The sequence below is a fragment of the Anaerolineae bacterium genome (genome assembly GCA_014360855.1).
GTDB lineage: Bacteria > Chloroflexota > Anaerolineae > JACIWP01 > JACIWP01 > JACIWP01.
In genome coordinates, this window is sequence record JACIWP010000068.1 from 1 (window position 1) to 12,338 (window position 12,338).

General features: G+C 61.6%; 12 protein-coding genes. All 12 read left to right on the forward strand.

Features of this window, described 5'->3' with window-relative positions:
* The first annotated feature begins 174 nt into the window (after positions 1 to 174).
* Positions 175 to 1,035, forward strand: a complete 861-nt coding sequence (locus H5T60_05340) for a branched-chain amino acid ABC transporter permease (protein MBC7241851.1) — start codon at positions 175 to 177, stop codon at positions 1,033 to 1,035.
* A 3-nt stretch (positions 1,036 to 1,038) separates the two neighbouring features.
* Entirely contained in the window at positions 1,039 to 2,058 is a 1,020-nt protein-coding gene (locus H5T60_05345; protein ID MBC7241852.1) for a branched-chain amino acid ABC transporter permease, read from the forward strand.
* 34 nt (positions 2,059 to 2,092) lie between these two features.
* Positions 2,093 to 3,424 (forward strand): ABC transporter substrate-binding protein, encoded by a 1,332-nt coding sequence (locus tag H5T60_05350; protein ID MBC7241853.1) that lies wholly within the window; start codon positions 2,093 to 2,095, stop codon positions 3,422 to 3,424.
* A gap of 70 nt (positions 3,425 to 3,494) precedes the next feature.
* The gene (locus H5T60_05355) at positions 3,495 to 4,268 is read left to right on the forward strand and encodes an ABC transporter ATP-binding protein (GenBank protein ID MBC7241854.1); all 774 of its coding nucleotides are present in this window, start codon (positions 3,495 to 3,497) and stop codon (positions 4,266 to 4,268) included.
* 3 nt (positions 4,269 to 4,271) lie between these two features.
* Positions 4,272 to 4,988 carry an ABC transporter ATP-binding protein gene (locus tag H5T60_05360; GenBank protein MBC7241855.1) on the forward strand — a complete coding sequence of 239 codons (717 nt, stop codon included), beginning with the start codon at positions 4,272 to 4,274 and terminating at the stop codon, positions 4,986 to 4,988.
* An 85-nt stretch (positions 4,989 to 5,073) separates the two neighbouring features.
* Positions 5,074 to 6,333 carry an aminopeptidase P family protein gene (locus tag H5T60_05365; protein ID MBC7241856.1) on the forward strand — a complete coding sequence of 420 codons (1,260 nt, stop codon included), beginning with the start codon at positions 5,074 to 5,076 and terminating at the stop codon, positions 6,331 to 6,333.
* A gap of 97 nt (positions 6,334 to 6,430) precedes the next feature.
* Positions 6,431 to 7,411, forward strand: a complete 981-nt coding sequence (locus tag H5T60_05370; protein ID MBC7241857.1) for a C-terminal binding protein — start codon at positions 6,431 to 6,433, stop codon at positions 7,409 to 7,411.
* A 43-nt stretch (positions 7,412 to 7,454) separates the two neighbouring features.
* A complete protein-coding gene (locus tag H5T60_05375) occupies positions 7,455 to 8,675 on the forward strand; it encodes a pyruvate carboxyltransferase (GenBank protein MBC7241858.1) in 1,221 nt (406 codons plus the stop codon).
* A gap of 140 nt (positions 8,676 to 8,815) precedes the next feature.
* On the forward strand, positions 8,816 to 10,018 hold the full coding sequence (locus tag H5T60_05380) for an MFS transporter (protein MBC7241859.1): 1,203 nt from the start codon (positions 8,816 to 8,818) through the stop codon (positions 10,016 to 10,018).
* 25 nt (positions 10,019 to 10,043) lie between these two features.
* The gene (locus H5T60_05385; protein MBC7241860.1) at positions 10,044 to 11,051 is read left to right on the forward strand and encodes an amidohydrolase; all 1,008 of its coding nucleotides are present in this window, start codon (positions 10,044 to 10,046) and stop codon (positions 11,049 to 11,051) included.
* An 11-nt stretch (positions 11,052 to 11,062) separates the two neighbouring features.
* Positions 11,063 to 12,100, forward strand: coding sequence for an alcohol dehydrogenase catalytic domain-containing protein (locus H5T60_05390; GenBank protein MBC7241861.1), 1,038 nt, complete (start codon positions 11,063 to 11,065; stop codon positions 12,098 to 12,100).
* A 36-nt stretch (positions 12,101 to 12,136) separates the two neighbouring features.
* The coding region (locus H5T60_05395; GenBank protein MBC7241862.1) for a hypothetical protein at positions 12,137 to 12,338 on the forward strand (202 nt) is incomplete at its 3' end.

The following is a 12,338-nucleotide window of genomic DNA, read 5'->3' on the forward strand; positions in this document are numbered from 1 at the left end:
GTATCCTCCCTCCACTGCCTCCTAAGCCGCCGATGGTGCGCTGAGAGCACACATTGCCTCCGACGATGCGCATCGTGGAAGTTCATCGAGTCAATAAACGCTTTCAGGGGGATGAGGCGTGTGCAAGCGGCGAAGTGTACACTGAGCCGAATTACGGGATAAGGAGGAATGTAGGTGTCACCCACGTTCATCAGCTTGCAGGTCCTGAACGGCATCACCTTTGCTTCCCTCTTGTTCTTACTGGCAAGCGGCTTCACCTTTATCTTCGGCCTGATGCGCATCATGAACCTGGCGCACGGCGGCTTCTACCTCCTGGGCGGTTACATTGGCATCACTGTTTTGGTGGCCACGGGCAACTTTTGGCTGGCCATCCTTTCAGCGGCCCTGGGAGTAGCGATCTTCGGCGTCGTCATCGAACGCTTCTTGCTCCGCTTTGTGCGCGGTAAGATCCTTCCCGAGGTGCTGTTGACGGTTGGCCTTTCCTTTATCATTGCGGATGGCTGTCTAGCCATTTTTGGCGGCAACCCCCGCACGCTTCCTCCCCCCAAGTTCCTCGCCGGCACGGTGGAGATTGGCCCTGTGACCTATCCGTGGTTCCGCCTGTTCGTCGTGTTTATGGCTGTGTTGATCGCCATCGCGCTGTGGCTCCTGCAGGAAAGGACGCGTCTGGGTGCGATCGTGCGCGCCGGCGTGGATGACGCCGAGATGGTGGCCGCATTGGGCATCAACATCAAGCAGATCTTTACCATGGTCTTCTTCATGGGCGCCGCCCTGGCTGGCCTTTCCGGTGTCGCCGGAAGCGCCGTCCTGGCACTCTATCCGGGCGTGGATGCCGAAATCCTCACCTACGGCCTGGTGGTGGTCATCATCGGCGGACTTGGCAGTCTTCCTGGAGCCATTGTGGGCAGTCTCTTTGTCGGTCTGGTGGATACCTTCGGCAAAGCCTTGTTCCCCGAAATATCCTACTTCACCGTCTTTGCCCCCATGGCCATTATGCTCGCAGTTCGACCCCGGGGACTGTTTGGGAGGGAATAAGTCATGTCATCCTGGTGGAAATACGGTGTTATTGTCCTGCTGTTGATTGCGGCGGCTCTGGTGCCGCAGGTCCTGCCCACCTTCTGGATCAGCATTGCCACGGAAGTGTTGATCTACGGCCTGTTGGCCATGAGCGTGAACTTCTTGGGTGGCTACGGCGGTCTGGTGTCGCTGGGGCACGCCGGCCTGTTCGGCATCAGCGCCTACACCGTCGGCTATCTGGTGACGCGCATGGGAGTGAATCACTATGTGGCGTTCCTGGCCGGCATCTTGCTGACCCTGGCGGTAGGCGCTATCTTCGGCGGGGTTGCCATCCGTGCCACCGGCATCTATTTCCTGATGATCACCTATGCCGAGGGTATGGTGGTCTGGGGCCTGGCGTACCGCTGGGCGAAGGTTACCGGCGCCGAGAACGGCATTCGCGGCATCACTCGCCCGGAGCTGTTTACCAAGGGCTGGCAGTACTACTACATTGTGCTCGTCGTCTTCGTGTTGACCGTATACTTGATGTGGCGGGTGCTGAACTCTTCTTTCGGCCTGACCCTGCGGGGCATCCGGGAATGCGAGCCGCGCATGGCCGCCCTGGGCTATAACGTGCAGGTGCATAAGTTCCTGGGGTACATGTGGTCAGCGTTCTTCGCCGGCATCGCCGGCGGCCTGTACGCCTACTACAACCGCTTCGTCAGCCCCTCCACGGTCCAGCTCTCGGTTTCCTCAGAGAGTGTCCTGATGATGGTGCTGGGCGGCGTGGGCACATTCTTTGGGCCGCTCCTGGGTTCGCTGATCATCATCGTCGGCCGCAATATGATCAGCCTCTACACTGCGCGCTGGCCCATTATCATGGGTACTATCTTCGTGTTGACGGTCCTGCTGGCTCCCAAGGGCATCATCGGCACCCTGAGTGCCTGGTGGGAGCAACGCAAGAAGGTATCGGCTGGTGTAGTAGAAACCGTGGAGGCATCGGCTAGAAAGGAGGTGGGAGCAGAAGGCGAGGTACGCGTAGGCACGGAATCTCAATCCTGAAAGCGATTCACACTCTGAGTCAGGAGGAGGCATCATGATGAGGCAAAAGCTCCAGATCGTACTGGCTGTACTGGTTCTCGTGGCACTGCTGGCCGGCTGTGCCCAGCCCGCGGCCACGCCGGCGCCGGCGACCCAGGCGCCCACGCAAGCTCCGACCCAGGCGCCGGCGACCCAGGCGCCCACGCAGGCACCTGCATCGAAGGAACCCATCAAAATCGGCGTCCTGGCTCCGCAAACCGGCAACACCGCCGCCAGCGGGCAGGATATGATCAACGCCTTCCAGATGTACTGGGAAGAGCACGGCATGCAGTCCGCCGGCCGGCCCATTGAGCTGTACGTCGAGGATACCGCCGGCAACCCCGACACCGGCCTGACCAAGGCACGTCTGCTGGTCGAACAGCGCCAGGTGCACTTCCTGGTGGGCGGCCTGGTGGCGAGCGTTGGTCTGGCGATCGCCGAGTATGTGGCGGATACCGGCACCCCCTACTTCGTCCCGGTCATCGCCGCGGACGACCTGACCCAGCGCCGGCGCCTGCCGAACGTGGTGCGCATCGCTGGCTGGAGCTCCAGCTCCACCAACCATCCATTGGGCGAGTGGGCGGCCAAGCAGGGCTACAAGACGGTGGTGACCATCGCGGAGGACTACGCCTTCGGCCATGAGTCGGTCGGCGGCTTCGTGAACACCTTTACCGACAACGGCGGCAAACTGCTGGCGGCGATCTGGCATCCGCTGGGCAACATGGACTTCAGCCCGTTCCTGGCGCAGATTGATAACTACAAGCCGGATGTGGTCTTCACCGAGCAGACCGGTGGTGATTCGGTGCGCCTCGTCAAGGCCTGGAGCGATCTGGGCTATGACAAGAAGTATCCGCTCCTGGGCAACCAGACGCTGACCGACCAGTCTAACCTGCGCGGCATGGGTGATGAGGCGATCGGCATCATCACCTCCGGCCACTTCGCCGAGGGGCGCGACTCTCCTGAGACCAAGGCCTTCGTCGAGGCCTTTGAGAAGCGCTACGGCCTGATCCCGTCCTACTATGCCGCGGATATGTACACGGCCGCGCGCTGGCTCGATGCCGCCATCCAGAAGATTAACGGCAACGTCGAGGACAGCGAAGCCCTGCTGAAGGCGGTGCGCGAGATCTCCTTTGAGGATACACCGATGGGCCCGGTCAAATTGGATGAGTACGGCGGAACCGTCTTCAACGTTTATCTGCGCAAGGTCGAGAAGCGCGCCGACGGCAAGCTGTGGAACGTTGTCGTTGAGACGTGGCCCAACGTCTCCCAGTTCTACAAGTACAACCCGGAAGAGTTCCTGAAACAGCCGGTGTATAGCCGCGACTACCTGGGCGAGAACTGGCCGTGATCTTACACTGCTAGAGAACCTGGACCGGGGAGGGCCGGCCAAGGCCCTCCCCGGCGGATAGGGAGGTAACATGTCCACTGAAGTGTGTGCGACGAGCGATGCACCGCTCGCCTTGGAACTGATCAATGTGACGAAAGACTTTGGCGGCCTGCGTGCGGTGAACAATGTCTCGCTGAAGGTCCGGGCCGGGGAGCGGCGCGCCATCATCGGCCCCAACGGCGCCGGCAAAACCACCCTGTTTAACCTCATCACCGGCCAGTTCCCGGTGACCTCGGGGAAAATCCTGTTCTTCGGGCGGGATATCACCCGCCTGCCGATGCACAAGCGCATTGCGCTGGGCATGGGCCGCACGTATCAGATCACCCGTATCTTCCCCGAATTGACGGTCGAGGAAAACGTCATCTTGGCGATCCAGGGGCTGCGTCCGTTGAAATTCGACATGTTCCGCCCACTGCGCCGGCATCGCGATGTGCAAGAGAAGGCGCACGAGCTGATGGAAAACCTGGGCATCAGCGATAAGGTCAAGGTTAAGGCGAGGGAGCTGTCCTACGGCGACCAGCGCCAGCTCGAGATTGCTCTGGCCATGGCCAGTGATCCCAAGGTGCTGTTGCTGGACGAGCCGGCCGCGGGTCTCTCGCCGGCGGAGCGCGTCACCATCGCCAACCTGATCCGCCGGCTTCCGAAATCGCTGACGCTGGTGCTCATCGAGCATGACATGGACCTGGCGTTGGGTCTGGTCGACCAGGTGGCATGTCTTCACTTTGGGGAATGCATCGCGGATGAGGCGCCGGACTGCATCCGCGCTAATGATATGGTACAGCAGATCTACCTGGGAGGGGAATAAATCGTGCTCGAGGTCGAGAATATCCACAGCTATTATGGTGGTGCACATGTGCTGCAGGGCATCTCGATGAAAGTGCCCGATGGCAAGGTGGTGGCCATGCTGGGTCGCAACGGCATGGGCAAGACCAGCCTGATCCGCTCCATCATGGGGATGACTCCACCAGAGGTACGGGCCGGCAGTGTCCGCTATAACGGCGAGGAACTGTTGGGCAAACCCTCCTTTTACATTGCGTCCAAGGGCTTGGGGCTGGTGCCGCAGGGCCGGCGCATTTTCCCGTCCCTGACGGTGGTGGAGAACCTGATGATCGCCGCACGCGAGGGCCAGGCGAAGGGAAACAACGGTATCAGGTGGGACCTGAACCGAGTGTTCGAGCTATTCCCCGCCCTGGAGAGGCGGCGTAAGAACCGCGGCAACCAGCTCAGCGGCGGCGAACAGCAGATGTTGGCCATCGCGCGGGCCCTGATGTCCAACCCCAGCCTGCTCATCATGGACGAGCCTTCTGAAGGTCTGGCGCCGGTGCTGGTCCAGCAATTGCGCGACCAGTTGATCGTGCTGAAACACCAAGGACTGTCCATGTTCCTCGTGGAGCAGAACTTTGGGCTGGCTATGGCGGTGGCGGATGACGTGTACATCATCGAAAAGGGACAAGTGGTGTACGAGGGCACGCCGGCGGACCTGAATGCCCGCCCCGAGATCAAAAAGCGCTACCTGGGCGTGTGACGGACGACGTTCCAACAAGGGGGTACTTGCCGGCCGGATTCCCCGGTCGGGTTCACCAGCATATCTTACAGAAAGGAGTTGAGCAATGGACATCAGTTTCATCGGCAAACCTCATCATACCGACCCGCGCCGTTTGTACAGCCAGACCGGTGCGGATTGGCAACAGCGGGTGGATTTCGAGCGCCTGCGCAGGGACCGGCTCCAGCGCGCCAAAGAGGCGATGAACGCGCACGACCTGGGCGCTCTGGTGCTCTTCGCCGGCGCCAACATCCGCTACGTCACGGGCAGTTACCAGGGCAACTGGAAGTACAACATTGACATCCGCTACTGCGTCCTGCCCAACGGCGGCGAGCCGATCCTCTTCGAGACCGCCGGCTCCGACCTCCAGTGCGCCAAGATTGACCTGCCCTGGATGGAAGGCCGCATCCGCCCGGCCATCACCTGGAAGTGGGCGGAAGGCGCGATCCCGTACATGGCCGGCCGCATGGCCGACAGCGTCATCGAGGTGCTGAAGGAGTACGGCGTTCACAAAGAGCGTATCGGCATCGACAACGTGGACATGCACGCCCTCCAGGCCTTCCAGGAGCGCGGTATCAATCTGGTGAGCGCCTGGCCGGCGATGTCCCAGGCCCGCGTCATCAAGACCCCCGACGAGATCGAACTGCTCAAGCAGGCCTCGGCCATTGGTGATGCGGCCATGTGGAAGATCAAGTACGAGTGGCTGAAGCCCGGCGTGCGCGAGCGCGAGATCGAGGCAAAAGTCCATGAGTTCATGCTGTCGCAGGGCTGTGAGATCATCTATGACATCATCGTGGCCTCCGGCGGCAACACCAGCCCGTACCGCCGCTGGGCGACCGACAAGATGATCCGCGCCGGCGACCTGGTCATCGTGGACATCAACGCGGTGGGCCCCTCCGGCTACTTCGTTGACTTCGTGCGCTGTTTCAAGTGCGCCGGCAAGATGACACCACAGGAAATCAGCCTGTACCATGAAGTCTATGACTCCATGTACGCGGCCATCGAGAAACTGCGGCCCGGCAACACCACCGCCGACGTCGCGTCCGTCTTCCCCGTCTACGACGATGACAAGTACGGCACCGTGACGCTCCAGCAGTTCGCCCACAGCATCGGCCTGACGCTGTACGAGGGCATGTGGATCTCCCGCGCCTACTCGCTCCAGTATCCGGCCGAGATCAAGGAGAACATGTACTTCGCGGTGGAGACCTTCGCCGGCCACCCCGGGCTCCAGCAGACCGTGCGGTTGGAAGAGAACGTCTTGGTCACCAAGGACGGTCCAGTCGTGTTCACCATGATGGAGCACATGGAAGAGGCTATGCGCCGGTAATGGGCCGGCCTGTTCAGGAGGCGCCTGGTCCGCGGGCCAGGCGCCTCCTTAAATGAGGCCGTGTGGATACAATATTCACTCCTCAGGAGCATGAGTCATGGCTCGCTATATTGTTGCTGTGACCGATTGGGTGTTTCCCAATTTGGAGCCGGAGCGCAAGGCACTGCAGGAAATTGATGCCGAACTGCGGCCGGCTCAGTGCAAGACGCCGGAGGAAATCATCGCGCTGGCAAGCGATGCAGATGCCGTGCTGAACTGCTATGCCAAAATGCCCGCCCAGGTGATTCAGTCCCTCAAGAAGTGCAAAATCATCGCCCGCTACGGTATCGGGGTGGATACGATAGATCTCAAGGCGGCCACGGAAGCCGGCATCATGGTCACCAACGTCCCCGATTACTGCGTGGACGAGGTATCCGACCACGCCATGGCGCTCATCCTGGCCGTCGCCCGCAAGATCTGCTTCTCCGACGCCATGGTGAAGCGCGGCCAATGGAGCATGAAGGCCACTGTCCCCATGTATCGTCTGCGGGGGCAAAAGCTGGGCCTGGTCGGGTTCGGGAAGATCCCCCGCGCCCTGGTGCCAAAGGCGCAGTCGTTCGGCTTCTCCGTGATGGCGTTTGACCCCTATGTGCCGGCGCAGGCGGCCGAATCCATGGGCGTCAGGCTCGTGGATATGGACACGCTCCTGCGGGAGTCGGACGTCGTCTCGATCCATGCCCCGCTGACCGAAGAGACCCGCTGGATGTTTAACGAGGATACCCTGCGGAAGATGAAGAGGACGGCCATCCTGGTGAACACCTCTCGAGGGCCGTTAGTGAAGGAATCCGCCCTGGTGCAGGCGCTGAAGGAGGGCTGGATCGCCGGCGCCGGCCTGGACGTGGTGGAGAACGAACCACCGCCGCCCGATTCGGAACTCCTGAAACTCGAGAATGTTGTCCTGACCCCGCATACCGGGTTCTACAGCGAAGAATCGCTGGTTGAGTTGCAGACCAAGGCCGTAGCGGAAGTGGTGCGCGTGCTGAAGGGTGAGATGCCGCTCAACCTGGTGAATAAGGACGTGCTCAACAAATTGAAGTAGTGCTGACAGCTTCGACCGACATCGCGACATGGAGGAACTGGACATGACAGACACACCCTGGATGACCCGAAACTGGTTCGTCAGCCCCTGGAATTACCTTCCGGAGGTGACAAAAGAGCTGAATTTCGCCAAACAGATCAAGATTCATGATATTACCCTGCGCGATGGCGAACAGCAGGCCGGCATCGAGTTCACCAAGGATGACAAGATTCGTATCGCAGAGGCTCTGGCCGAGGCCGGCGTGCATCGCATCGAGGCCGGCATGCCGGCGGTTTCGCCGGCCGACGCGGAAGCGATTAAAGAGATCGTCAAGCGCAACCTCGGCCCCGAGATCTTTGCCTTCGCCCGCTGTATGAAAGAGGATGTCAAGCGCGCCGTGGACACCGGCGTGAAAGGCATCGTCACCGAGATCCCTTCCAGCGAGCACATCATCAAGTATGCCTACCGCTGGTCGCTGGAGAAGGCCATTGACCTGTCCATCGAGGCCACGCAGTACGCCAAGGAGCAGGGCCTGTACGTGGTCTTTTTCCCCATCGACTCCTCGCGCGCCGAGATGTCCTGGTACTTGAACCTCATCGAACGGGTGGCCAAGGAAGGGCACATGGATGCACTGGCCCTGGTGGATACCTTCGGTGTGTTGGGGCCGCATGCGGTGCGCTATATGGTGCGCGAGGCCAAGAAACGGGTGAACAAGCCGCTGGAAACCCATTTCCACAGCGATTTCGGCATGGGGGTGGCCAATACCATCCTGGCGTTGAGCGAGGGCGCGGAGGTGGTGCACAGCACGGTGCTGGGCATTGGCGAGCGCGCCGGCAATGCTCCCATGGAGGAAATCGTCATGGCCCTGCGCACGATGTACAACATCGACCTGGGCATTGACTACAGCAAGCTTTATCCGCTGGCCAAACTGGTCGAAAAACTGTCCGGGCAGAAGGTGCCCACCAACAAGCCCATCGTCGGCGACCTGCTCTTCAGCGTCGAGTCGGGCATCATCGCCAGTTGGGTGAAGAACTGCGGCGATGAGCATCTGACCGAGGTCTTCCCCTTCCGGCCAGAATTCGTCGGCCAGCAGGAACCGAAGGTCGTGCTGGGCAAGAACAGCGGCCTCGATTCCATCCGCATCTGGCTGAACGACCTGGGCCGCGAGGCCACGGAAGAGCAGATGACGGAAATCCTGATGCAGTTGAAGAGCGAGTCCATGCAGAAGAAGCGTCTGCTGACCGTGGACGAGTTCCTCAATATTGTGGATCGTGTCCTGGCGTAGCGGGTTACGCGACTCCCGCCCCTCATCATGCCGGCAACACCGCCTGGGGTGGGAGTCACGTTCCCTTTTATGTGGGCTGGTTGCTGGATGAACTTCCGCGGTGCGGAAGCACTCGATCGTATTCTTGCGGATCACACCGTATGCCAGGGACGCACACTGCCGCCGCTGAAAGGCGGCTCACGCCGGGATTTGCCCTGTTCGTTGCCTGTCTGACCAGCTTTTTCGTCGGGTTTCTGCTGTCCAATGTGGCACCGGTCATCGGGGTGGCAGAACGCCGGCTGGGCCTTTCTGCCGCCCAGGTGGGCTGGGTGCTCTCCGCCATGCTCCTGAGCCATTCAGTGCTCCTGTTGATCGGCGGGGAGTTCATTGACCGCTGGGGCTTGTGGAAGGTGTTGGGCACGGCGTTCAGCGTGCTGACCCTTGGCTCCCTGGTGCAGGTGATGGCGGCGAGTTTTGGTGTACTGCTGATCGCCCGTCTGATCATGGGCATTGGCTCCGGTCTGGGTTTCCTGGCCGGCCTGCAGTTGGTGGGCCAGCATACGGGCGGCGGCCCGCGGCAGTCATTTCGCCAGGGGTTATACGGCGGCATGAATCATGTCGGCATTGTCATGGCGATGCTGTCACTGCCGGCGGGGTTGGCCGGCCTGGGTTGGGCCGGCACCTACGGCATCGTTGCCGCACTGCTCATCGTCGCCACCGGCATCGTCTGGTGGGGACTGCACCCGCTGGCGCGGGATTTCTCACCGACCACCCATATCCCCTGGCGGGAAATCCTGCGGGACCGGCGGAGCTGGTGGTTCTGTCTGGCCCATGCCATGACCTTCGGCTTCTACCTCTCGCTAGTGTCGTGGTTGGTGAAGTATTTGCGCGGGGCGTATGGTGCTGATGTGGCGCTGGCCACGGCTGTTTCCACAGGGTTGACAACCTGCGCGTTCCTGAGCCGCATGGGCGGGGGCTACCTGGCCGGCCTGGTCGGCGAGAAGCGGCTGGTGATGTGGGCAACCGCCGGCGTGGTGGTCACCTTTGCCCTGATGGTGCTGTGGGGGTCGTTGTGGCCGGCGGTGGCCGGCCTGGCCCTGGCGGTGCTGGCGGTGAATCTGCCCTTCGGCGCTATTTTCGCGCTGGCCGGCCGCTCGTTCCCGGGCGGCATGACCGGCCGCCGGCTGAGCTTCATCCTGACGCCGGCGAGCATCCTGGCCTTCGTCCTGCCCGTGGTCTATGGGTATGTGCTGGAGGGTACCCATTCATACGGCATGGGATTTCTCCCCTGGGCCGTGCTGGGTGGGCTGATGTTCCTGGTGCTGTTGCTCCAACAGTCCAGCGTTCTGCGCACGACAGAATAGGTTATTCCGCTGAGGAGGCTGTGCTTTGAATATCGATGTCCATGGTCATGTGGTGGTGCAGGAGATCCTGCGCTCGGACGCGCATCCGGAGGGCTGGCGGCCTGAAGTCGTCCGGGACTCCGCCGGCCGGGTCTTTGTCCGCAACGATTACTTCGTCAACGGGCCGATCCCCAAGGAAATCGTCGAGTGGCCGAAAATTATCGAGAATCTCGACGCCACGCAGGTGGATGTGATGGCGGTATCGCCGTCGCCGTTCCTGTTCTTTTACTATTTGAACCCGCAGGCCGGCCTGTATGCTTGTCAGGTGCAGAACGATGCCATCGCCCAAGCGGTGGCGCAGTATCCGCGCCGGCTGGTTGGCATGGGTATCGTGCCCCTGCAGGATGTGCGGCTGGCGGTCAGGGAATTGGAGCGGGTGGTGCAAGAGCTGAAGATGCCGGCGGTCGAGGTCGGTTCCAATGTGCTGGGCGCCTATCTGGGCGAGGAACGGTTCTGGCCCTTCTGGGAGGCGGTGGAGGCGCTCGATGTCTTCGTGTTCGTGCACCCTGAAGACCCCATCGGGAAGGACCGGCTCGGCCCATATTACCTGATCAACTTGGTGGGGAATCCCATTGAGACGGCCCGCTGTATCGCCGATGTGGTGTTCTCGGGCCTGCTGGATCGCTTCCCCAGGCTAAAGCTGTGCTTTGCGCACGGCGGCGGCGCCGCGCCCTATATCATGGGGCGGTTCGACCATGGATTTTGGATGCGGAATGAACCCAGGGCCAAAATTGCCCGACCGCCCAGCGAGTACATGCGCATGCTGTACTATGATACGATCACCCACTATGGGCCGGCGCTGGAGTACCTGGTGCAGTGTTTCGGCCCCGAACATGTGGTCCTAGCGTCGGACTATCCCTTTGACATGGGACCCCAACAGCCCGTGGAATTCGTCCGCTCCGCCGGCCTTGCGGAAGAGGTCCAGCGGAAAATCCTGGGCGAGAATGCCCTGCGGTTGTTGAAGCTCGATCCATCCGTATTTTCCCCAGCATGAGGTGAACAGCGATGCCTGCCAAAATGATGCGTGCCATGGTGTTGGAGGAATTCGGTAAGCCCTTACAGCTCCGGGAGGTGCCGGTTCCCGAGATCGGTGATGAGGAAGCCCTGGTGCAGGTGCATGCCTGTGGGTTGTGCGGGACGGACCTGAAGATATCCGGCGGGAAGCTCGCCGGCATTCCCACCCCCCTCATCATGGGGCATGAGCCGGCCGGCGTGGTCGTGGAAATCGGCTCGCGGGTGACGAACGTGAAAGTCGGGGATCATGTGGCGCTGGCCCTGTACGTGACCTGCGGTCAGTGCGAGTTCTGCCGCACGGGCAATGAATCGCTGTGCGTGAATCTGGTGGGCCGGCCAGGGTTTGAGCTGAACGGCGGCTTCGCCGAATACTTCAAGGTGCCGGCGCGCAACCTGTTCCGCGTGGCGCCGCATGTGCCCTTTGAACAGGTCGCTCTGTTGGCGGACTGCATCGCCACCATCTGGCATGCGGTGTGCCGGCGCGCCGAGGTGAAAATTGGCCAGACGGTGGTAGTGGTCGGCGCCGGCGGGTTGGGCGTGCATGCCATTCAGTTGTTGAAACTGGCCGGCGCCAGGGTCGTCGCCGTAGACGTGGCGGAGGACAAGCTGGAGTTCGCCCGGCAGTGGGGCGCGGACGTCACCATCCATTCGCGCCAGGAAGATGTGGTCTCTCGGGTGAAAGAACTGACCGACGGTCTGGGCGCCCATGCGGTGCTGGAGTTCGTTGGCCTGCCGGAAACGATTGCCGCCGATCTGCGCTTCCTGCGTCGGGGCGGAGTATTGACCCTGGTGGGGTATGCGCCGGACAAGCCCTTCACGGCGGATTCGGCGGACATTGTGCTGTCGGAGAAGCGCATCGTGGGCAGTCGGGCGAACACCAAGCAGGACCTGGTGGAGGTGATCCGGCTGATGGAGGAGGGCAAGATTCGCGGCGCCATCACCAACCGCTATCGGCTGGAGGAGGTCAACGAGGCGCTGGAGGCCCTGCGGAGAGGGGAGATCCTCGGCCGGGTGGTCGTCGTGCCGTGAGCGGCAGAGCCGGCCGGCGGAAAGGGAGATGATGTGATGGAAAAACCCAAGGTGTATGTCGCACATCGCGACGTCATCCCAGGTACGCCGGGGGATTACGGCGAAGATGCGGTGCGCGTCGTCTATGACATGCTGAAAGAGGCGATTGATGCCGTCGGTGGACTGCGCTCGTTCATCCGGGACGGCGCGAAGGTGGTGGTGCGCGCCAATGTATGCTGGGCGGCCAAGCCGGAGACCG